Origin of the sequence: Cryptosporangium aurantiacum (assembly GCF_900143005.1) — a bacterium.
In the GTDB taxonomy this organism is placed as follows: domain Bacteria; phylum Actinomycetota; class Actinomycetes; order Mycobacteriales; family Cryptosporangiaceae; genus Cryptosporangium; species Cryptosporangium aurantiacum.
Genome location: NZ_FRCS01000001.1, coordinates 419,817 through 441,813, shown reverse-complemented (window position 1 = coordinate 441,813; position 21,997 = coordinate 419,817). Strand labels below are relative to the sequence as shown.

Annotated in this window: 14 protein-coding genes; 3 read left to right on the top strand and 11 right to left on the bottom strand. The window is 72.1% G+C overall.

Going from position 1 to position 21,997, the window contains the following annotated elements:
* Positions 1-22 precede the first annotated feature (22 nt).
* From BUB75_RS01885 to leuS, 5 genes are all read right to left on the bottom strand, one after another.
* Positions 23-2,128 carry a peptidoglycan D,D-transpeptidase FtsI family protein gene (locus BUB75_RS01885; RefSeq protein ID WP_073250765.1) on the bottom strand — a complete coding sequence of 702 codons (2,106 nt, stop codon included), beginning with the start codon at positions 2,126-2,128 and terminating at the stop codon, positions 23-25.
* Positions 2,128-2,463 carry a cell division protein FtsL gene (gene ftsL / locus BUB75_RS01880; protein WP_073250763.1) on the bottom strand — a complete coding sequence of 112 codons (336 nt, stop codon included), beginning with the start codon at positions 2,461-2,463 and terminating at the stop codon, positions 2,128-2,130. The genes BUB75_RS01885 and ftsL overlap by 1 nt, the downstream gene beginning before the upstream one ends.
* A gap of 205 nt (positions 2,464-2,668) precedes the next feature.
* Entirely contained in the window at positions 2,669-3,694 is a 1,026-nt protein-coding gene (rsmH, locus tag BUB75_RS01875) for a 16S rRNA (cytosine(1402)-N(4))-methyltransferase RsmH (RefSeq protein WP_073250761.1), read from the bottom strand.
* A gap of 240 nt (positions 3,695-3,934) precedes the next feature.
* The gene (gene mraZ, locus BUB75_RS01870) at positions 3,935-4,366 is read right to left on the bottom strand and encodes a division/cell wall cluster transcriptional repressor MraZ (protein WP_073252599.1); all 432 of its coding nucleotides are present in this window, start codon (positions 4,364-4,366) and stop codon (positions 3,935-3,937) included.
* A gap of 290 nt (positions 4,367-4,656) precedes the next feature.
* Positions 4,657-7,545, bottom strand: coding sequence for a leucine--tRNA ligase (gene leuS, locus BUB75_RS01865; protein WP_073250758.1), 2,889 nt, complete (start codon positions 7,543-7,545; stop codon positions 4,657-4,659).
* A gap of 529 nt (positions 7,546-8,074) precedes the next feature.
* On the opposite strand from leuS, the gene BUB75_RS01860 reads away from it, so the two are divergent.
* Genes BUB75_RS01860 through BUB75_RS01850 form a run of 3 tightly spaced genes read left to right on the top strand, consistent with a single transcriptional unit; the run spans position 8,075 to position 12,875 of the window.
* Complete coding sequence (locus BUB75_RS01860; RefSeq protein ID WP_073252597.1) at positions 8,075-9,061, top strand: AAA family ATPase; 987 nt, start codon at positions 8,075-8,077, stop codon at positions 9,059-9,061.
* Positions 9,062-9,081: 20 nt separating this feature from the next.
* Positions 9,082-10,548 carry a DUF58 domain-containing protein gene (locus tag BUB75_RS01855; RefSeq protein WP_073250755.1) on the top strand — a complete coding sequence of 489 codons (1,467 nt, stop codon included), beginning with the start codon at positions 9,082-9,084 and terminating at the stop codon, positions 10,546-10,548.
* Positions 10,545-12,875, top strand: coding sequence for a transglutaminase TgpA family protein (locus BUB75_RS01850; RefSeq protein ID WP_073250753.1), 2,331 nt, complete (start codon positions 10,545-10,547; stop codon positions 12,873-12,875). Before BUB75_RS01855 ends, BUB75_RS01850 begins: the two co-directional genes overlap by 4 nt.
* Before the next feature lie 307 nt (positions 12,876-13,182).
* Here the strand turns inward: BUB75_RS01850 and BUB75_RS01845 are convergent, their stop codons facing one another.
* The 6 genes from BUB75_RS01845 to BUB75_RS01820 all read right to left on the bottom strand — a co-directional run bounded on the left by BUB75_RS01845 (position 13,183) and on the right by BUB75_RS01820 (position 21,994).
* Positions 13,183-13,599, bottom strand: a complete 417-nt coding sequence (locus tag BUB75_RS01845) for a DUF3040 domain-containing protein (protein ID WP_073250751.1) — start codon at positions 13,597-13,599, stop codon at positions 13,183-13,185.
* Positions 13,600-13,800: 201 nt separating this feature from the next.
* Positions 13,801-15,090, bottom strand: a complete 1,290-nt coding sequence (locus BUB75_RS01840; RefSeq protein WP_073250749.1) for a DNA polymerase IV — start codon at positions 15,088-15,090, stop codon at positions 13,801-13,803.
* A 133-nt stretch (positions 15,091-15,223) separates the two neighbouring features.
* On the bottom strand, positions 15,224-16,375 hold the full coding sequence (locus tag BUB75_RS01835; protein ID WP_073250747.1) for an alkaline phosphatase family protein: 1,152 nt from the start codon (positions 16,373-16,375) through the stop codon (positions 15,224-15,226).
* Positions 16,372-17,082, bottom strand: coding sequence for a methyltransferase domain-containing protein (locus BUB75_RS01830; RefSeq protein WP_073250745.1), 711 nt, complete (start codon positions 17,080-17,082; stop codon positions 16,372-16,374). Before BUB75_RS01830 ends, BUB75_RS01835 begins: the two co-directional genes overlap by 4 nt.
* Before the next feature lie 41 nt (positions 17,083-17,123).
* On the bottom strand, positions 17,124-20,444 hold the full coding sequence (locus tag BUB75_RS01825) for an error-prone DNA polymerase (protein WP_073250743.1): 3,321 nt from the start codon (positions 20,442-20,444) through the stop codon (positions 17,124-17,126).
* Positions 20,444-21,994: a DNA polymerase Y family protein gene (locus BUB75_RS01820; protein ID WP_073250741.1), complete on the bottom strand. Its 1,551-nt coding sequence runs from the start codon at positions 21,992-21,994 to the stop codon at positions 20,444-20,446. The genes BUB75_RS01825 and BUB75_RS01820 overlap by 1 nt, the downstream gene beginning before the upstream one ends.
* Positions 21,995-21,997 lie beyond the last annotated feature (3 nt).

Here is a 21,997-nt window from a genome sequence, read left to right as displayed (position 1 = left end):
GGGCACAGACCCTACCGCCGACCTACCCGTACAAGGTGATCGGTGGGGCTGCGGCGCCCGACGGTGACACGCCGTAACGACGCAGCGTGAATCCGGCCAGGTCGGAGAACATCGGGCCGGCGATCGCACCTCCGACCCCTTCCGGAGTGTGAATGAACACGCTGATGACGTAGCGCGGGTTGTCGGCCGGGACGATGCCGATGAACGACGTCACGTTGCCGTCCATGTACTTGTTGCCCTCGGCCCGCTTGCCGGTTCCCGTCTTGCCGGCGACCAGATACCCCGGAACCGCGGCCAGCGGGGCGGTGCCCTCCGCGGTCGCGATCGCGGTCATGTCGCGGACGACGGTCTTCGCGGCTTCCTCGCTCACCACCCGTTCCGGCTCCGCGCGCTCGGTCGCCCGGACCGTGCCGTCCGCGCCGACCACGCTCTTGACCAGCAGTGGCTGCACCTTCATCCCGCCGTTGGCGAGCGTCGCGTAGAGCGCGGTCATCTGCAGTGGCGTCGCCGCGACGCCGAGCCCGATCGGGATCGACCCGGCCGACGGCCCGCTCCAGTTCTGCGGCGGCTGGACGATGCCCCGCGACTCGCCGGGCAGCCCGATACCGGTCCTCGTGCCGAGACCGAACGCGCGCTGGTAGTCGTACAGCCGCTGCGGGCCGAGCTTGTCGGCGACCATGATCGTGCCGATGTTGCTCGACTGGGCCAGGATCCCCATCAGCGTGTAGCGGGGCGAGCCGTGGTCGTGGGTGTCCCGGTAGGTGACGCCGCCCTTCTCGATCGTCTCCGGCAGCGTGAGCACCGAGTTCGGCTCGATCACGCCGCTGTCGAGCCCGCCGGCGATCGTCAGTGCCTTGTGGACCGAACCGGGCTCGACGACGGCCGCGGTCGCGAGGTCGAGCGACGTGCCCTTCTTCTTCGCGTCGGTCGTGTCGGCGCTGACCATCGCGAGGATCTCGCCGGTCTCGACGTCCATCACGATCGCCGAGCCGTTCCACGCCTTGGTCGCCGCGAGCCGCTCCTTGAGCAGCTTGTTGGCTTGGTACTGCAGGTCGCGGTCGAGCGTCAGGACCAGGTCGGAGCCGGCCTTGGCAGCCGTCGTCCGGTGGTAGCCGTCCGGGATCTCCTGGCCGCCGGTGCCCTTGTCGTACACCCGCTCGCCGTTGACGCCCTGCAGCACGGTGTTGTACCCGGCTTCCAGACCGGCCAGGCCGGTGCCCTCGGTGCCGGTGCGACCGACGACGTTCGCGGCCAGGTCGCCGCCCGGCACCTCGCGGACCTGGTCGTCCTGGACGATCAGGCCGGGGATCTTCGTCCGGAGCCGGTTGACCGCGTCTCCGACCGCCAGCGGCACCTTCTTCTTCAGCACCACGTACCGGTTGAGCGTGCCGTCGGCGTGGGTACGGCGGGCGAGCTTTTTCTCCACCTCGGCGGGGGTCATGCCGAGCAGCGGCGCGACCGCCGCGGCGACCTCGGCCTCGTCCTTGATGTAACCGGGGTCGGCCGCGATCGTCGCGCCCTGGACGTCGTGGGCCAGCACGTTGCCGTCCCGGTCGAGGATCGCGCCGCGCGGCGCGTACAGCTCCTCGCTGACCCGGCGGTCGGTGGCCGCCATCGTCGCGTACTGCGACCCCTCGGTCGTCTGGATCTGGACGAGCCGGCCACCGACCACGAGGAACAGCGCGAGCAGCACGGCCAGCGACACGCGTAGCCGCGCGCTGGGGTTGCCCAGCCGGGCGATGTTCCGCTTCCGGGGCGGCCGTGGCGGCGGGACGTGGACCCGGGGTCGCCGGCGCGGTGGCGGCGAGCCGGCCGCCCGCCGCGCCCGGTCGGCGTGCCGCACCCGGGTCGCGGCCGGCGGACGGGGCTTGCGGGGCTGCTGCTCCGCGCGGCCCCGCGTCCGGCGCTCCGCGCTCTCCCGGCCTCTGCGCTCCGCGCTCTCCCGCCCCCGGTGCTCCGCGCTCTCCCGGACCGTGCGCCCGCGCGGGTGGTACTGCTGTGACTCGGCCAGACGCGAGCGGCGCGGCCGGAGCGGCACCACGTTCTCGGCGTCTCCGGCCTTTCGGCCGGAGGCACCGGATCGGCGGCCGGCGGCCCGCCGCCCGTCGCGCGGGGGCTGAGCCGCCATCAACGACCCGCCGACGGTGACGGTGTGGCCGACTTCGACGGGGACGGGGTGGGGGACGGCGGCGGGGTCGCCGGCACAGGCGTCCCCACGACCTTGCCCTCGGGCAGTACGAAGCCCGGGTCACCCGCGGGGACCAGGCCTAGCCCACGGGCCCGCGTGTCCAGCTTGTCCGGGGCCTTCTGGTTCTCCAGCGCCTGCCGCAGCCGCTGCTCTTCCTCGTCCAACTGCGCCTGGCGGGTGTCGAGGTCGTGGAGGCGGAACGCGTTCTCGTTCACGGCGGTGTTCAGCAGGACCAGCCCGACCAGGCCACCGATCGCCAGTACCAGCACGAGCATGATGAACGGAGCCCGGGACGACGCGGCGGAACGACGAGACGGGACGGTGGGCGACGGTGGCACGCTGATCGGCGCCGCCTGGCGTCGCCTGCCGCCCGAGGGCTGGCTCGCCGCGGACGACCGGGCCGCCTTCGGTGTGAGTGGTCGTCCTTCCCGGACAGCACCGGGACGCGACCGCAGGCCGGCACGTGAGCTCGACAAAATGTCACCTCGCCCTCAGTTCGTTCATTCGGTCGCCAAGTCGCTCCACCGCGCGGAGGCGGACCGAGGCGGCCCGCGGGTTCGCCGCGATCTCGTCCGGGCCCGCGACCTCGGCGCCCCGGGTCAGCGCCCGGAACTGCGGCCCGTATTCGGGCAGTGGCACCGGCAGCCCGGGTGGTGTCCGGTCCTGCGTCACCGCGGCGAACGCGTGCTTGACCAGCCGGTCCTCCAGCGACTGGTACGACATCACGACCACCCGCCCGCCGGTCCGGACCGCGTCCAGGGCGGCGGGCAGCGCGTCGCGCAGCGCGTCCAGCTCGCCGTTGACCTCGATCCGCAGCGCCTGGAACGTGCGCTTCGCGGGGTTGCCGCCGGTTCGTCTGGCCGCGGCCGGGATCGCGTCCCGGACGAGTTCGACCAGGCGGGCGCTGGAGTTCAGCGGGGAGCGCGTGCGCTCCCGGACGATCGCGGCGGCGATCCGTGGCGCGAACCGTTCCTCGCCGAACGTCCGCAGGATTCGTGCCAGGTCGCCCTGCGAGTACGTGTTGAGGATCTCGGCGGCGGTCGGACCACGGGTGGTGTCCATCCGCATGTCCAGCGGCGCGTCCCTGGCGTACGAGAACCCCCGGTCGTCCTCGTCCAACTGCAGCGACGAGACGCCGAGGTCGAAGAGGAAGCCGTCCGCCGACTCGACGCCCGCCTGGGCCAGCGCGTCCGGGATCTGGTCGTAGACCGCGTGCACGAACCGCACCCGATCCGCTGCGGGGCCGAGCCGTTCGGCGGCGCGGCGCAGAGCGTCCGGGTCGCGATCGATCCCGACGACCGTCAGGTCGGGGTGCGCGGCGAGCAGCGCGGCCGTGTGACCGCCGAGGCCCAGCGTGCCGTCGACGACGACCGCCCCAGGGGCGCTGGCCACCGGGGCGAGCAGTTCGAGACACCGGTCGAGCAGAACCGGCACGTGGACGTCCGAGTGGGGAGCGGCATCACCGGGGACCGGGACGTGCGCACACGTCTCATCGTCCGCCGCCATGCCGCCCCCTTGGCTCCCGGTTTTCGCCTCCGGTGACTCCCGCGCCCGGTACAGCAGGATCCCGGTACAGACGGCCGGGTGGCTGACCGTGTCGCCAGGTCCCCATCCGCTTCGCGTGGCCTGGCGCCGGGGAAGGTGCGCCAGGAGAAACCGCCAAGCGGCTGGAGACCTCACGTCACGGTCGTCCGGCCCTGAGAAAGTGCGACCCTGCGATATCCGGGCCCCCCTTGTCGCCGCGGGTCAGAACACCCCGGGCAGCACCTCCTCCTCTACCTCTGCGAACGCTTCCTCCGACTCGACCAGGTAGTTGTCCCAGGCCTGCCGGTCCCAGATCTCGACCCTCGTGCTGGCCCCGATCACCACGCAGTCCCGGTCGAGACCGGCGTACTCGCGCAGATGGGCGGGGATCGTGATGCGCCCCTGACGGTCAGGGACCTCGTCGTGTGCACTGGCGAAGAAGACCCGGCTGTAAGCCCGGGCTGCCTTGTGCGTCATCGGCGCCGCACGAAGTTGCTCGGCGACGCGGCTGAACTCGGCCATCGGGAAGACGAAGAGGCATCGTTCCTGCCCTTTCGTCACCACCAATCCTCCTGCCAGCTCGTCGCGGAACTTCGCCGGCAGGAAGAGCCGACCTTTTTCGTCCAGCCGGGGCGTGTGCGTGCCGAGGAACATCGCACCCGCCACCCCCTGGATTGGAGCATCCCAGATGCTCCATCACGCCCCACTGTACTCCACTTCCCCCCACCGTCAACGACTCAAACCCGTAGCGCTCAGGTATCGGGCTGATGTCTTTGCAGGTCAGCGCGGTGGAGCGAAGGTGGAGCAGGTTGGCACACCCGGGGTGCACTCCAGCACCGTGCGCAACGGTGGGTGCGGAGGACACAGACCGGGCCGGCAGCCCCGACCATTCGGGGGCCACCGGCCCGGTGAAGTACGTCACCCGCCGAAGCGGGTGGTGCGCGTCAGACCACGATCGTCACGATCCGGCCCGGCACCACGATCAGCTTGCGCGGCTCGGCGCCGCCCAGCATCGCGGCGACCTTCGGCTCGGCCAGCGCCGCGGCGCCGACCGCGGCCTGGTCGAAGTCGGCCGGGACCGTGATCCGGGCCCGCACCTTGCCGTTGACCTGAACCGGGTACTCGACCTCGGCCGCGCTCAGCAGCGCCGGGTCGGCGACCGGGAACGGGTGGTAGGTCAGCGATTCGGAGTGACCCAGCTTCTCCCACAGCTCCTCGGCCAGGTGCGGAGCGAACGGCGCGACCATCAGCGTCATCGGCTCCACGACCTCGCGGGGCGTCCCGGCCGCGCTGCCGTACGCCGCGGTGACGTGGTTGGTCAGCTCGATCAGCTTCGACACCGCGGTGTTCGTACGCAGTGCGGCCAGGTCGCCCCGGACACCCTCGATCGTCTGGTGCAGCAGCCGCCGGGTCTTGTCGTCGGCCGGCTCGTCGGTGACCCGCAGCGCGCCGGACTCCTCGTCGACCGCGGTCCGCCACAGCCGCTGCAGGAACCGCATCGAGCCGACGACCGCCCGGGTCTCCCACGGACGTGAGACATCCAGCGGGCCCATCGACATCTCGTACACCCGGAACGTGTCGGCACCGTACTCAGCGCACATATCGTCCGGGGTGACGACGTTCTTCAGCGACTTGCCCATCTTGCCGTACTCGCGGTTCACCGGCTGGCCGTGCCAGGTGTAGGCGCCGTCCTCCTCCACCACCTCGTCGGCCTGGACGTAGGCGCCGCGGGCGTCGGTGTAGGCGTAGGCCTGGATGTAGCCCTGGTTGTACAGCCGGCCGAACGGCTCGGACGAGCGCAGGTACCCGCGGTCGAACAGCACCTTGTGCCAGAACCGCGCGTACAGCAGGTGCAGGACGGCGTGCTCGACGCCGCCGATGTACAAGTCGACGCCGCCCGCCGGCTTCGTCTCGTTCGGGCCCATCCAGTACTGCTCGTTCGCCGGGTCGACGAACGCCTGCTCGTCGGTCGGGTCCAGGTAGCGCAGCTCGTACCAGCACGAGCCGGCCCACTGCGGCATCGTGTTGGTCTCCCGCCGGTACTGCTTCGGACCGTCGCCCAGGTCCAGCGTGACCGCCACCCACTCGTCGGCGCGGGCCAGCGGCGGCTCCGGGTCGGTGTCCGCGTCGTCCGGGTCGAACGTCCGCGGCGAGTAGTCGTCGATCTCCGGCAGTTCCACCGGCAGCATCGACTCCGGCAGCGCGACCGGCAGACCGTCCTCGTCGTACAGGACCGGGAACGGCTCGCCCCAGTACCGCTGCCTGCTGAACAGCCAGTCACGCAGCTTGTACGTGGTGGTGGCCTCGCCGTGCCCGTTGTCGACCAGCCAGTCGATGATCCGCTTCTTGGCGTCGGCGACGCCCAGCCCGTCCAGGAACCCGGAGTTGATCGCCGGCCCCTCGCCGGTGAACGCCTTGCCCTCGAAGCCCTCGGTCGGCTGCACGGTACGGATGATCGGCAGCTCGAAGACCTCGGCGAACTCCCAGTCGCGCTCGTCCTGGCCGGGCACCGCCATGATCGCGCCGGTGCCGTACCCGGTCAGCACGTAGTCGGCGACGAACACCGGGACGCGCTCGCCGTTGACCGGGTTGATCGCGTAGGCGCCGGTGAACACGCCGGTCTTCTTCCGCGCGTCCGCGGACCGCTCGATATCGGACTTCTGGGCCGCCGCGGCCTGGTACGCCGCGATCGCGGTGGACGGATCGGCGGCACCGCCGGTCCACGACGACGGGATCTCGGCCGGCCACTCGTCGGGAACGATCGCGTCCAGCAGCGGGTGCTCCGGAGCCAGCACCAGGTAGGTCGCGCCGAAGACGGTGTCGGGACGGGTCGTGAACACCCGGATCGGCGCGGCCGGGGCGGAGTGCCGACCGTTGTGCGGAGCGGTGTTCTCGACTCGGAAGTCGATGTAGGCGCCGGTCGAGCGTCCGATCCAGTTGCGCTGCATGGCCTTGATCGACTCCGGCCAGTCGATCTGGTCCAGGTCGTCGGTCAGGCGGTCGGCGTACGCGGTGATGCGCATCATCCACTGACGCAGCCGCCGCTTGAAGACCGGGAAGTTCCCGCGCTCCGAGCGGCCGTCGGCGGTGACCTCCTCGTTGGCCAGCACCGTGCCCAGGCCGGGGCACCAGTTCACCGGTGCCTCGGACAGGTAGGCCAGCCGGTGGCTGTCGATCAGCTTGCGCTGCTCGATCCGGGACATTTCCGCCCACGGCGTCGGAGCCGGTCGCGTTCCGGCCTCGAACTCGGCCTCCAGCTCCTCGATCGGACGGGCCTTGCCGGCCTCGACGTCGTACCAGGAGTTGTAGATCTGCAGGAAGATCCACTGCGTCCACCGGTAGTAGGTGACGTCGGTCGTGGCCAGCTGCCTGCGGCTGTCGTGGCCGAAGCCCAGCCGACGCAGCTGCGCCCGATACCGCTGGATGTTCTCCTCGGTGGTCTTGCGCGGATGCGTCCCGGTCTGCACCGCGTACTGCTCCGCGGGCAGGCCGAACGCGTCGAAGCCCATCGGGTGCAGGACGTTGAACCCCAGCATCCGGTGGAACCGGGCGTAGACGTCGGTGCCGATGTATCCCAGCGGGTGCCCGACGTGCAGCCCGGCGCCGGACGGGTACGGGAACATGTCCATCACGAACATCGGCCGGCCGCCGTCGTTGTGCCAGCCGGGCGTCGGGGCGGCCAGCGGGCCGGAGGGATTCGGCGAGTGGAACGTGCCTTCGGCCTCCCAGCGATCCTGCCAGCGCTTCTCGATCGCTGCGGCCAGCGTTGCCGTGTAGCGGTGGGCCGGCGCGTCGGCGCTCGGGGCACCGGAGCCGGTGTTCTGCTCGCTCATCGTGGGGTTCCTTGGACTGAAAAGACTGGATAAGGGAGGGCTCGAGACACGAAAAAACCCCTCACGGAGGAGGGGTAGCCGTGCTGACCGAACGCGTTCGGGGCTCCACCGTCAGTATTTGACGGGGCGCCGCGCGTCAGCACGGCACGATAAGGAGCAGCCCGTCGACTGAGGTGTCTGCCACGGGGATGCGAACCTCGGCGCTCACCATGAAGGCATCATAGCGCTCCGCCATTGCGCGCGCCGGCGACAATAAACGCAGCGACAAAACAGTGCACAAGGGTACGGAAGTGCTGGGGAGTGCGGATCGCCTGGCGGTCGGGCTGGATCCTGGAAGAATGGCGTCGGGTCCGGACGATTACTGGCCGCTGCGCTCCCCCGGGAACGCACCGAAACCAGGAAGCGTCACGGCCCTGGTCATCCCCAGGCAGATCCTGCGCCGCACCGCGGATCCGCGCGCGCAGTACCGTCCGAGCCGCTCGGCGCAGCGGCCCGAGGAAGAGGGCAGTCGGTGACGACGCACGGCACTCTGGAGAACTACGGCCCGCCGGCCGATCTCGGCGGCGTCCGGCTCGTCACCGACCGGATCGTGGCCAACGTCGAGCGGGTGATCGAGGGAAAGACCGCGACGATCACGCTCGCGGTCGCCGTTCTCCTTGCCGAGGGTCACCTCCTCATCGAGGACGTGCCCGGGGTCGGTAAGACGAAGCTGGCGAAAGCACTCGCGCGGTCGATCGACGGCACGGTCCGCCGGATCCAGTTCACCCCGGACCTGCTGCCCTCCGACGTCACCGGGGTGAGCATCTACAACCCGGAGAACCGCTCGTTCGAGTTCAAGCCGGGCCCGGTGTTCGCGAACCTGGTCGTCGGCGACGAGATCAACCGTGCCTCGCCGCACGCGCAGTCGGCGCTGCTGGAGTGTATGGAGGAGCGTCAGGTCACGGTCGACGGCATCACCTACCCGCTGCAGAACCCGTTCATGGTCGTGGCGACCCAGAACCCGACGCAGATGGCGGGCACCTACCCGCTGCCCGAGGCGCAGCGCGACCGGTTCACCGCCCGGCTGGCGATGGGTTACCCCGACCGCCGGTCCGAGCTGGCGATGCTCGACGGCCACGGCGAGGAGGACCCGCTCAACGCGCTGCGGGCGGTGTGCGACGGCAACGAGATCCGGATGCTGATCGACACGGTCCGCCGGGTCCACGTGGCCGAGCCGGTCAAGTGGTACGTCATCGACCTGGTCAGCGCCACCCGGACCAACCCGGACCTGCGGCTGGGCGCCAGCCCGCGAGCCAGCCTGCAGCTGCTGCGCACCGCGCGCGCCTTCGCGGCGATCGAGGGCCGCGACTACGTCCTCCCCGACGACATCCAGCGGCTCGCGGCTCCGGTCCTGACCCACCGGCTGATCCCGACCGAAGAGGCCGTCTTCAACCGGCGGACCGCCGACGTCATCCTGGCTGACCTCGTCGCCCGGGTCCCGGTGCCGGACGCCAGGGGCGGGCGTCGTCCCCGGTGATCCGGGCCGCCCTACGAGGGTTGACGACCCGCGGCCGCAGCTTCCTCGCGGCCGCGGTGGCAGCAGCGGTCTCCGCCTTCGTACTCGGCGAACGTGAACTGCTCCAGGTCTCCGGTCTTCTCGCCGCGCTCCCGGTGCTGGCCGTCATCGCGGTGGCCCGGACCCGCTACCGGCTGTCGTGCACGCGCTCGGTTCGTCCGGGCCGCATCCAGGCCGGCTCCCCCGCTGCCGTGACGCTGCGGCTGGAGAACCTGTCCCGCGTCCCGACCGGCGTCCTGCTACTCGAGGAGCAGTTGCCCGCCGCGCTCGGCGAATCGCCGCGGTTCGTCCTCGACCGGCTGTCCAGCCGGCAGTCCGGCAGCGTCGAGTACCCCATCCGGGTGGACGTCCGGGGCCGCTACGAGATCGGCCCGCTGACCGTCCGCCTGTCCGATCCGTTCGGCCTCTGCGAGCTCACCCGGTCGTTCACCCGCACCGAGCGGATCGTCGTCACGCCGCAGGTCGCGCCGCTGGCGCCGATCACGCTGGAGGGTGACCGGTCCGGCAATACCCGGAGCCAGCCGCGGTCGACGGTGGCGCGCGGGGAGGACGCTGCCAGCACCCGCGAGTACCGCCACGGCGACGACTACCGCCGCGTGCACTGGCGATCCACCGCCCGCACCGGCGAGCTGATGGTGCGGCGTGAGGAGCAGCCACGGGAGTCCACCGGCACCGTCCTGCTCGACACCCGATTCAGCTCCCACCGGGGCACCGGTCCGGCGTCAAGCCTGGAGTGGGCGGTGAGCACGGCCGCGAGCGTCACCTGCCACCTGCTGCGCGCCGGGTTCGATCTACACCTGGTCACCGACGCGGGCACCGACCAGGCGATCACCCCACCCACCGGCGAGAACATCGCGCTCGGGCTGCTGGCCGAGGTCGAGGCGAGCCGGATCCAGTCGCTCGGAGTGGCCCTCGACCGGTTGCGGCACGAGCGTGACCAGCTGCTGGTCGCGATCGTCGGCCTGCTCACGCCGGAGGAGTGCACCCGGCTGGCCGCGGCGCGGACCGGTGGCACCTCGATCGCCGTTCTGATCGACTCCACTGCCTGGGCGTCGCTACCGGCCGGAGCGAAGGCCGAAGCCGACCGCCGCTACCAGGAGAGCGTCGGCCGGCTCGCAGCCGCCGGATGGCGAGTGCTTCCGGCTCGGCCAGGGGCCCGGATCAGCAGCTTGTGGACGCTGGCAGGCGGCAGCGGCGTCGCGGCGGGCGCCCCGACCGCCCCGCCCGCCGGAACCGCGTACGGCGCGCCTCTCGGGACCCCCGCCGGCCCCACGTACGACGCGACCAGCGCCGCGGCGTCCGGCCCCGCGTACGACGCGGCGAGCGCCGAGGCCACCGGCCCCGCGTACGACGCGACGAACGGGCACGCCTCGACGAACGGCTACGGAACCACCAACGGCTACGGCTCCACGAACGGCAACGGCGCACGCCCAGGAGTTCCTCGATGAACCGACGGACCTACGTCTCGATCGTCGCCGGTGTCGCGACGCTGCTCTCCACGACGTCGCTCTCCGGCGTCCTGGAAGGGTGGTCGTGGTTGCCGGTGGTCGTCGGCAGCGTCATCGTCGTGACGCTGGCCGGCGTCGGCGCCCGCGCGCTGCGCACCCCGGCCTGGCTCCAGCCCGTGGTCGGCGCCGTCGCCGTGCTGCTCTACACGACCGTGGTGTTCGGGCACGACCGCTTCCTCGGCATCATCCCGACGCCGAACACGATCAGCGGTCTCCGCACCGACGTGTCGACCGCGTTCGCGGACATCGCCGAACTGGCCGCTCCGGTCCCGCCCCGGCCCGGCATCCTGCTGCTCACGGTCTGCGGGGTCGGCCTGGTCGCGATCGTCGTCGACCTCCTCGCCTCCGTACTCGGTCGCGCCGCGCTGGCGGGTCTGCCGCTGCTCGGCCTCTACACGGTGCCGGTCGCGGTCGACCGCGACGGCATCGGCTGGATCCCCTTCGCGCTCGGCGCCGCCGGCTTCTGCTGGCTGCTCGCCGCACAGCACGGCACGACGCTGCACAGCTGGGGCCGACCGTTCCGGGCCGGGTCCACCGGGGCCGACTCGGACGTGCGTCCAGTCGGTGCCGGCTCGCTGGTCGCCGGCCGGCTCGGGGTGTTCGGCATCATCCTGGCCGTGCTGCTGCCCGCCGGCGTCCCGGCGCTCTCGGCGGAGGGCCTGCACTCGCTGTTCGAGGGCGGGTTGCCGGGCACTGGGGGCGGCCGGACCGTCACCGCGATCAACCCGGTCACCGAGCTGCGGGGACAGCTCACCCAGGAGAGCCCGGTCGAGCTGCTCCGGATCAACACCGACGACGCCGACCCGTTCTACCTGCGGCTGGCCACGCTGGAAAGATTCAACGGCAGCGGCTGGACGCTCCGCGACATGACCGCGAAGCAGGACGCCAGGGTCCGTAACGGGGTGCCGAACGTCTCCGGCGTCGACGCGAAGACCCCGACCCGCAAGCAGAAGACGACGATCGAGATCAGTGGGCTAAGCCAGTCGCGGTACCTGCCGCTCTACTCGAACCCCTCGTCGGTCGACGTCGACGGGGACTGGCGGTTCGACCGCGGTTCGGAAGCCGTCTTCAGCACCGTCGACACCACCGAAGGCCTGAAGTACTCGTTCGACTCCCGCCGCGTGCTCTACAGCGCCGAGATGCTGCGCTCCGCGCCGGAGCCGCAGGAGGGCAGCAGCACGTTCCGCCGGTACACCGAGCTCGACGACCCGGTGCCGAGCGTCCAGCAGCAGGTCGACGAGATCACCGCGGGCCTGACGACGCAGTACGAGAAGGCGGTAGCGCTCAACAGTTTCTTCTCCGAGGAGAACGGGTTCCAGTACGACCTGAAGACCGCCGCGGGGACCAGCGAGAGCGCGATCGTCTCGTTCCTGGAGAACCGGCGGGGCTACTGCGAGCAGTACGCGTCAGCGATGGCGTACATGGCCCGGCTCGCGAAGCTGCCCGCCCGGGTGGCGATCGGCTTCGGGTTCGGCACCCAGGAGGGCAACTCCAGGAAGATCACCAGCCACGACGCCCACGCCTGGGTCGAGATCTACTTCACCGGCATCGGCTGGGTGCCGTTCGACCCGACGCCGTCGGACGGCGCCGGGTCGGGCGAGGACCTAGCCTGGGTCGATGCCGAGGTCACCGAGGCCGGCGACGTGACCGAACGGACGCCGGCCGAGCAGGAGCGGGCCGCGATCGGGGCGTCTCCCGAGGCCCCCAAGCCGACGCCGAGCAAGTCGATCAACCCGGGCGCAGCGGACCAGGCGACCGGCGTCCCGGATCTGCGATCGATACTGTCCACGGTCCGCACGATCCTGTGGTGGGCGCTCGGTGTCCTCGTGGTGCTCGCGCTGTTGATCGCGCCTGCGCTGGTGCGGCGCAGGGTGCGCGCTCAGCGGCTGGCGGCCGTCGGCCAGGGACGAGACCCGGCGGCGGCCGCTCACGCGGCGTGGGACGAGGTGATCGACACGCTCGTCGACCTGGACGGCGGCGCCGACTCCGGAGCAGATACCCCGCGAGGGCTGTCCCATCGGCTGCGGGCCGACGGGCTCGACGGTTCGGCGCAGGGCGCGCTGACGCTGCTCGCTCAGGCCGAGGAGCAGGCGCGCTACGCGCCGCGCGTGACGGCGGTGCCCGGCTTGGCCGAGGCCGTCGTGACGGTGCGGGCGGCGCTGCACCAGCGGACGCCGCGGCGGCGCCGGATCATGGCCGAGATCGTTCCGGCCTCGACGATCGAGCGGGCCGGCTCCGCCGTCCGCTCCCTCCGCCACCGCCCGTAGGAGCTCGGCCGCGCCCGAGGGTGCTCATGGTTGGCGCGGCGTCCCGCGTAAGCACCATCGGCCGCGTCCGACAGTGAGCGCCCTCGGCGGCGGCGGCCGTGAGCGACGGCGGCCGACGGTGAGCACTGTCGGGGGCTGCCGACCGTGAGCAGAAACACGATGGCCGCGGCCCGGGAAGGGCTGCGGCCATCGTGAAACGGACGAACGGCAGCGTCAGGTGAGACGCGTGCGCTGACCGGCAGATCCGGTCAGCGCGATGGTTCCCCCGGGGGAGTGCCGTCGGCCGGCGCTCCCCCGCTCGCTGCGGTCAGCGATCCTCGTCGGCCCGCCGGCGCCAGCGCTCCTCGAGCCGATCGAGAAGCGACGACCGGTGTCCCCGGCTTCGCCCGCGGGTCTTGGGCTCACTACCGACGGCGTGGAGAGGCCTCTGCTCACCGCGACCGGTGTACAGGTAGGACTGGACTCCCAGCACCGCGGCACCGAACATCACCACGAACCCGAGGATCCCCAGCAGCGGCACTCCACCAGGGGCGATCTTGCTGACCAGGCCGAAGACCATGATCGCAACACCAGCGAGGAACAGAGCGACCGCGAGCGCACCGCGCCGGACCGCGCGATGCCGGGGGTCAGTCGAGCGAACTTTGTCCGCGAACTTGGGATCGTCCGCGAGCAAGCCGCGCTCGATCTGCTCGAGCAGCCTTTGCTCGTTCTCAGAGAGCGGCACGGCACTCCTCCCCGCTCTTCAGGGCCGCTCCACCCGAGCCGGAGGCCCGGACATGGGCGACCGCCGTGGAACGGCCGTTGCGGCTTTCCGACCATGAGTTTACGAGCGGTCTGCGATGTCGGAAAGACAGACGGCCACGCTCGTAGTCGGGGACCGGACAGGCCACGGTCACGAGCCGGCGTTTACTACTCCGATACCCGATCACAACTGTCCGCTTCCCTCCCCATAGGCCCCTTTAGGGCCCTTCTGACCATTTCTTTCCCCGCGATCCGTCGGCCGCACCAACGCCGCGGGACGAACTGCGCCGCTGCCGAACTTCCGGATCGCTGCGTCGACCGCACGGTCGGCTTCCGCCCACCCGCGGTCGGGCTCGCCGAGCGTCGGCTGCCGTGCGACGGCCGACGCCGGACCGATCCCTTCGACTCTCACACCGACCAGACGGATCGGCATGGTGGCCGACAACCCAACATACAATCGCCGCGCTGTGTCGTAGATCTCTTGGGTTCCATCCGTCGGAGACTGCAGCGTCCGGGACCGGTTGACGGTGGAGAAATCGGCGAATCGCACCTTGATCACGACCGTTCTCCCCATTTGCCCGGTCGACCGCAGACGGGCCGCCGTCTTCTCCGACAATCGAAGTAGTTCCCGATGGATCGTCTCCGAATCCGTCTGATCGACGTCGAACGTCTCCTCTGCCCCGATCGACTTGTCGGCGGTGTCGGGAACCACCGCACGGGGGTCGCGGCCCCAGGCCAACGCGTGCAGGTGCGCGGACAGCGCCTCCCCCACCGAACGGCGGAGCACCGCCAGCGGCAGCCGGGCGAGGTCGCCGACGGTCGACAGCCCGAGCCGGGTGAGCTGCTCCTGGGTGCGGTCGCCGACCCCCCAGAGCGCGCTGACCGGCAGCGGGTGGAGGAACTCGAGCACGCCGTTGGCCGGGACCACCTGGAGGCCGTCGGGCTTGCACAGGGTCGACGCGAGCTTGGCCACGAACTTCGTCGTCGCGACGCCCACCGAACACGTGATCTGCTGCTCGTCCCGGACGCGCTCGCGGATCAGCTGCCCGATCCGGGACGGCGAGCCGAGCAGCCGCTGGGCGCCGCCGACGTCGAGGAACGCCTCGTCCAGGCTGAGCGGCTCGACCAGCGGGGTGACGTCGCGGAAAATGTTCATCACGGCGGCGGATACTTCCGAGTACGCGCCGTGCACCGGCTGGATGTAGACGGCCTGCGGGCACAACCGCCGGGCCCTGGCGGTCGGCATCGCGCTGCGGACCCCGAACGCCCGAGCCTCGTAGCTGGCCGACGAGACGACGCCGCGCGGCCCGGTGCCGCCGACCACCACGGGGCGCCCCCGCAGCGAGGGATCACGCCGCACCTCGACCGAGACGAAGAACGCGTCCATATCGACGTGCAGGATGCGACACCCACTGTCGTCGACCTGCCCGTCGGAGCCGCTCGACCCACGAGGCAACGACTGACTCCGGCCCACCGCGCGGCCCGCTCAGGCCGACGCTGACAGGCGAGCGCGAGGCCTTGAGACAACAGCCAGGTCGCGGTGGCCTCGCGCTCGACTGCCAGCCCCGCCCTGAGCGGGCTCCAGGTCCGTAATCATGGCTTCGAGCCTATGGCTCGGCTACGACATTTCCGCCCTCGCGGGCGAGGAGCACGGGCACCTCGAGGTCTGCGGGGGTGATCGAGCCGTGGAGGCCGACCAGGCGGGACTCGCGCGGCTCCTGCTCGGTCGCGATCAGCGCGGTGTCCGGCCCGGCCGCGACGACCACGTCACCGAGTCGTCCGAGCAACTCGGGCCGCACCACCGGGCCGAACCAACCGGCCTCTACCGCGGCCTCCCTGGAGAGCACCCAGGCCGAGCCGTCGAGCTTCTCCGCCCAGGCCGCGAGGGCGTCCTCCGCGGCGCCGGGGACGGTGTACACGTGCCGGGCCCGCGCCTCGCCGCCCAGCAGCGCCACACCCTCGCGCAGCTCCGGGATCGCGTCCAGGTCGATCCGCTCGGACGGGTCGACCATCCCGTGGTCCCCGGTGACGACCAGCAGCGCGTCCGGGGGCAGCGCAGCGGCCAGGCGCTCCACCAACCGGTCGACGATCGCCAGCTCGTGCCGCCAGGCGGCCGAGCGCGACCCGTAGACGTGCCCGGTGCCGTCGACCGTGGAGTAGTACGCGACGGTCAGCGAACGCGGTTCGGCCGCGACCGTCGCCGCGGTGCGGGCGACCAGCGAGCCGGGGCTGTCGGCCGCCCGGTACTCCGCGCCCCGCCAGACCGCCCTGGTCAGCGGGGACTGCGCGAACGCGGCCGGGCCGACGTGGAACACCGGCAGGCCGGTCGCGGCCACCCGCTCGAACACCGTCGGCTGCGGCTGCCACACCTCGGGCACGGCCGTCCGGTCCCAGCGCAGGAGGTTGAGCAGCACCCCTCGCTCGGGGTCGCGCACCTGGTAGCCGAGCATGCCGTGCTCGCCCGGCGCGAGACCGGTGCCGAACCCGGCCATGCTGGTCGCGGTCGTGGACGGGAACCCGACCGTCAGCGGTGGTTCGCCGTCGAGCGACGCGAGAAACGGCGCGTCCGCGGTGTGCTGCCGCAGCAGGGCCGCCCCCAGCCCGTCCAGGATCAGGATGCAGACCCGGTTCGCCGCGGGCAGCCGCAGGACGTCGTCCGGAGCCTGTTCGAACGGGCCACCGAGCGCACGGACGGCCGCGGGCAGCAGTTCGGCCGCGGAGCGCCGGCCGTAGGCCGGAGCGGCCGGCAGGGTTTTCACCGACGGGCCAGCACGTGCAGCTGGGTGGCGATGTCCCGGTACGGCGGACGCTCGGACAGCGCCAGCTCCAGCGCGACGAGTGCCTCCAGCGCGTCCGGTTCGACGTCGACGACGGCGCCGGGCACCAGATCGGCCAGCACCCGGACGCCGTGCCACCGTTCCGGTACCAGCCCGGCCTTGGTCACGAGCGTGGCCAGCCCGTCGAGGTCGTAGCGGCGGGGCTCCAGGTCACCGGCCAGTGCGTCCTGCGCCTGGTGGAAGTGGCCGGCCAGCGCCCGCGCGAGCACGGTCGCGACCCGGTTGGCCACCAGCACGCTCGCGCACCCACCGGGACGCAGCGCTGCCGCCACCGCGGTGAGCGTCCGGTCCGGGTCGTCGACGACCTCCAGGACGCTGTGACAGAGGACGACGTCCGCGGTGCCGGGCTCGACCAGCGTGGACAGGTCGTCGGCGTCACCCTGGTACGCGATGATCCGGTCGGCGACGCCACGCTCGGCAGCCCGCCGGGCCAGCGCCGCGAGCGCGTCGGGGCTCGGATCCACCACCGTGACCTGGTGACCGGCCTGCGCCAGCGGTACCGCGAACCCGCCGGTGCCGCCACCGGCGTCGACGACGTGCGCGGGGCCGGTGCGGCCGTCGAGCTCCGCGTTCAGCACGGCCCAGACCACGGCGTAGCGCGGGTTGGCCTGCGTGCGGGTGCGGGGCACGGGTCCACCTCTCGTCGTGATTCTGGGGCAACCCTAGTAGCTCACCGGAAGTCCCGGGACGAGGACGCTACCCGCAGCGACAACGGCTCCAGCACCTCCGCGTTCACGCCGATCACCCCCTCGACGCTCTGCAGCCGCCCCCGCACCAGCAGCGCCGCCGAGCCGCGGGCGACCCGCCGGTACCGGGTCCAGACCCCCTGCGTGCAGACGACGTTGAGCATGCCGGTCTCGTCCTCCAGGTTGACGAACGTGACGCCGCCCGCGGTCGCCGGCCGCTGCCGGTGCGTGACCACCCCGCCGACCAGCACACGGGTCCCGTCCGGCAGGTCGCGCAGCCCGCTGATCGGCACCACTCCCCGGGCGTCCAGCTGCGGACGGACGAACTGCGTCGGGTAGCTGTCCGGCGAGACGCCGGTCGCCCAGACGTCCGCGATCGCCTCCTCCACGTCCGACATCCCGGGCAGCATCGGCGCCTCCACCCCGACCACGACCCCGGCCAGCCGGTCCGGCCGCCCCTGCGCCACCGCGCCCGCAGCCCAGAGCGCGGCCCGCCGGGAGAGCCCGAAGCAGTCGAACGCCCCGGCCGTGGCCAGCGCCTCGACCTGCGCGGTGGTGAGCGCGATCCGCTGGGTCAGGTTCGTCATGTCGCTGAACGGTCCGTTCGCCTCCCGCTCGGCCACCAGCCGGTCGGCCAGGTCGTCGCTGATCGTGCGCACCGACGCGAGCCCCAGCCGCACGGCGTGGTCGAGCCGCGGCGCGGCCCCGGGCTGCGGCCATGCGTGCGGACCGTCGGAAACACGCTCCAGCGTGGCCTTCGCCAGGCTCGCGTTCAGGTCCGGCCCGCGCACCGTGACGCCGTGCCGCCGGGCGTCCGCGACCAGCGACTGCGGCGAGTAGAACCCCATCGGCTGGGCCGCCAGCAGCGCGGCGCAGAACGCGGCCGGGAAGTACCGCTTGAACCACGAGCTGTAGAGCACCAGCGCCGCGAAGCTCATCGCGTGGCTCTCCGGAAACCCGAAGTTCGCGAACGCGGCGAGCTGGCTGAAGATCTGGTCGGCCAGCTCACCGGTGATGCCGTTCGCGGCCATCCCCGCGTAGAACCGGTCCTTCAGCGCGTCCATCCGCTCCGGCGAGCGTTTCGAGCCGATCGCCCGGCGCAGTTGATCGGCCTCGGCCGCGCTGAACCCGGCCACGTCGACCGCCATCTGCATCAGCTGCTCCTGGAACAGCGGGACGCCGAGCGTCTTCTCCAGCGCGTTCTCCAGCAGGGGGTGCGCGTACCGCGCCTTCTCCAGCCCGTTGCGCCGCCGGATGTACGGGTGCACCGAGCCGCCCTGGATCGGCCCCGGCCGGATCAGCGCGACCTCGACGACCAGGTCGTAGAACTTCCGCGGCCGCAGCCGGGGCAGCGTCGCCATCTGGGCGCGGCTCTCGACCTGGAACACCCCGACCGAGTCGGCCTCGCAGAGCATCGCGTAGACCGCCTTGTCGTCCAGCGGGATCCGGTGCAGGTCGACGAGCAGGCCGTGGTGGTCGCGCACCAGGTCACGGCAGTAGTGCAGCGCGGTGAGCATGCCCAGCCCCAGCAGATCGAACTTGACCAGTCCGGCGGCCGCGCAGTCGTCCTTGTCCCACTGCAGGACCGTGCGGTTCTCCATCCGGGCCCACTCGACCGGGCACACCTCGGTCACCGGCCGGTCGCAGAGCACCATGCCGCCGGAGTGGATGCCCAGGTGCCGGGGGAACGTCAGCAACTGCTCGGCCATCTCGGCCACCGGCGCGGGAACCTCGGCTTCGCCGATCTTCCCCCAGTGCTCCAGCTGCTTGCTCCAGGCGTCCTGCTGACCCGGTGAAAAACCAAAAGCCTTGGCGACGTCACGGATGGCCGATTTCGGTCGATAGCTGATCACGTTCGCGACCTGAGCGGCCCGGCGGCGTCCGTACGTCTCGTAGACGTGCTGGATGACCTCCTCGCGCCGGCCGGATTCGATGTCGAGATCGATGTCGGGTGGGCCGTCGCGCTCCGGCGCCAGGAACCGTTCGAACAGCAGCCCGTACCCCACCGCGTCGACGTTCGTGATGCCCAGCGCGTAACAGACCGCGGAGTTGGCGGCCGACCCCCGGCCCTGGCAGAAGATGTCGTTCTGTTTGCACCAGGCGGTGATCGACTCGACGATCAGGAAGTAGCCGGGGAACCCGAGTCGCTCGATCACGTCCAGCTCGTGGTCGATCTGGGCGTAGGCGTCCGGACGTTCCTCCCGAGTGCCGTACCGGTCTTCGGCGCCTCGCATCGTCAGATGACGCAGCCAGCTCATCTCGGTATGACCAGGACCGACCTCGCAGTCGGGCAGGTTCGGGGCGATCAGCTGCAGGTCGAACGCGCACTCGGCCGCTATCGCCGCGGCGGTCGCCACCGCACCGGGGTAGCGGGCGAACTTCTGGGCCATCTCGGCACCGGACCGCAGGTGGGCGGTGGCGGCAGCGGGCAGCCAGCCCTCGATCTCGTCCAGGCTGCGGCGGGCCCGGACCGCGGCCAGCGCGGTGGCCAGCTTGCGCCGGGCCGGTGCCGCGTAGTGCACGTTGTTCGTCGCGACGCACCGCAGGCGGTGCTCGGCCGCCAGCGCGAACAACACGTCGTTGCGCTCGGAGTCCAGTGGGTCGCCGTGGTCGGTGAGCTCGACGACGACGTTGTCCCGGCCGAAGCGGTCGATCAGGCCGCGCAACGCCTGATCAACGCCGCTCGGGCCGCTCGGGCCGCTCGGGCCGCCGCCGGTGGGATCGAGCGCACGCCGTACCGCCCCCTTGCGGCAGCCGGTGAGGATCAGCCAGTGGCCGTCGGCGGCGTCGGCCAGCTCGTCGAGCCGGTAGACCGGCTTGCCCTTCTCCTTCCCGCGCAGATGAGCTTCGCTCATCACCGAGCAGAGCCGGTGGTAGCCCTCCGGGTCGCGGGCGAGCACGAGCAGGTGCTCACCCTCCGGGTCGGCCACCCCGTTCTGCGGCCCGGACAGCCCCAGGCTCAGCTCGGCACCGAACACCGTGGCCAGGCCGTGGGCGGCGGCCGCCTCGGCGAACCGGACCACCCCGTACATCCCGTCGTGGTCGGTGAGCGCGAGCCCGGTCAGCCCCAGCCGCACCGCCTCCTCGACCAGTTCCTCGGGGTGGCTGGCACCGTCGAGGAAGCTGAAGTTCGAGTGGCAGTGCAGCTCGGCGTACGGGGTCGTGTGCTGCGGCTTCGGGGCTGCCGGCGCCACGTAGGCCTCGCGTTTGCGGGACCAGCCGGGCGCGTCACCGCCGTCCGGGATCTCGCCGGAGAGCGCCCGCTCCAGCTCCTTCCACGGCAGCGGTGGATTGTCCCAGCCCATCAGTCGTAGATCCCGGCGAGCTGCCAGGCGCCGCCCTCCAGCGCCAGCAGGTACGCGGACGGCTCCGTCCCGTCCAGCACCACCTGGAGCCAGGCGCGCCGACGGGCCTGCACCGGGCTCCACCAGCGCTCGTCGGCCGGCCACGGACCGGCCCAGGCCAGCACGTCCCGGCCCGGTCCGCTGCCGAGCCGCACCTGGGTGGGCAGGGCGGTGAGCACGTGTCTGCCGGTCACCCCGACCGGCTCGCCGTCGGCGCCGAGGACGCTGACCGGCGGCGGACCGGGGGGCACCGTGGCCGGGGCGGGCGGGGGGAGTCGCCCCGGCCACGGTGGTTCGAGGGGCAACGCCGGTTCCCGGGCGTCACGCCAGGCGACGTACCGGACCCGGCTCTCCGGGTCGCGGCCACCGCCGAGGACCGGCGTCACCACGGCGTCCGGACCGAGCAGGCCCTGCACCCGGGTCAGCGCCCGGTGCGCCCGCTCGTCGTCGGCGCCGGTGTCGCCCCAGAGCCCCAGCTGCGCGCCGCCGTGCTCGACGACGTCCTCCGGCGCCAGCCGGACCACGGTGACGCCTGCGGTCGGCCGGTCCTCGCGCGACCGCCCGGTCAGCCAGCCGTCGAGCTGCCAGCGGACACGATCGGCGATGTCGCCGACGGTGAGCACCCCGTCGTGGCGCCAGGTGCGGCTCAGTTCCTCACCGTTCGCGGTCGCCGCCTCGATGATCAGCCGGGTGCAGGCCAGCCCGTAGTCGGCGAGCCGCTGGGCGAACTCCTCGGCGAGCGTGCGGGCCACGAACGCGACCGTGTCGACGCGCTCAGCAGGCGGGTCGAGTTCCCGGCGGGCCGACAGGTCCACCGGTGGGAGTCGCGCCACCAGCGGGCGGGGCTCCAGCCCGCGGGCCAGGCGGTGGGCGGCGGCGCCGTCGGGGCCGAAGCGGGCCAGGACGTCCGGGGCCGGGAGCGCGGCGAACTCACCCACGCTGCGGACGCCCAGCCGTCGCATCAGGCTCACCAGGTCGGGGTGGTCGACGACCGCGAGGTCGAACGGGGCCAGGAAGGCCGGGGACTCCCCGGGCGGGACGATCCCGCCGCTGCGGGCGGCCAGCGCGGCCGCGAACACCCCCTCGGCGACGCCGACCAGCACCTCGACGCCGGTGCGGTCGGCGACCGCGTCCACCACCCGCTCGGCGACCGCGGGCTCCGACCCGAAGTAGCGGGCGGGACCGCGGACCCGGAACGCGCACAGCCCGGGCCGGACGATCTCGACGCCCGGCGCCAGCTCCTCGACCGCCGCGACGACCGGCTCGAACGCCCGCGCGTCGCGGTCGGGGTCGGCGTCGAGCAGGACCAGCTCGGGGCAGAGCGCCTGCGCCTCGCGGCGGCGCAGACCACGGCGGACGCCGTCGGCCCTGGCCACCTCGGAGCAGGCCACCACCCGGTTGGCCGCCAGCACCGCGACCGGGAGGTGCAGCGGAACGTCGGCGGCGGCCGCCGCGGCGACCACCGGCCAGTCCGGCGCCCACACCGCAGCAACGCGCGCAGGGCTAGCCATCGT

What these genes read in the sequence shown, in the direction of transcription:
- BUB75_RS01885 (WP_073250765.1), bottom strand. Translation starts at nt 2,128, where the DNA reads ATGGCGGCTCAGCCCCCGCGCGACGGGCGGCGGGCCGCCGGCCGCCGA.
- ftsL (WP_073250763.1), bottom strand. Translation starts at nt 2,463, where the DNA reads ATGCTCGTGCTGGTACTGGCGATCGGTGGCCTGGTCGGGCTGGTCCTG.
- rsmH (WP_073250761.1), bottom strand. Translation starts at nt 3,694, where the DNA reads ATGGCGGCGGACGATGAGACGTGTGCGCACGTCCCGGTCCCCGGTGAT.
- mraZ (WP_073252599.1), bottom strand. Translation starts at nt 4,366, where the DNA reads ATGTTCCTCGGCACGCACACGCCCCGGCTGGACGAAAAAGGTCGGCTC.
- leuS (WP_073250758.1), bottom strand. Translation starts at nt 7,545, where the DNA reads ATGAGCGAGCAGAACACCGGCTCCGGTGCCCCGAGCGCCGACGCGCCG.
- BUB75_RS01850 (WP_073250753.1), top strand. Translation starts at nt 10,545, where the DNA reads ATGAACCGACGGACCTACGTCTCGATCGTCGCCGGTGTCGCGACGCTG.
- BUB75_RS01825 (WP_073250743.1), bottom strand. Translation starts at nt 20,444, where the DNA reads ATGGGCTGGGACAATCCACCGCTGCCGTGGAAGGAGCTGGAGCGGGCG.
- BUB75_RS01820 (WP_073250741.1), bottom strand. Translation starts at nt 21,994, where the DNA reads ATGGCTAGCCCTGCGCGCGTTGCTGCGGTGTGGGCGCCGGACTGGCCG.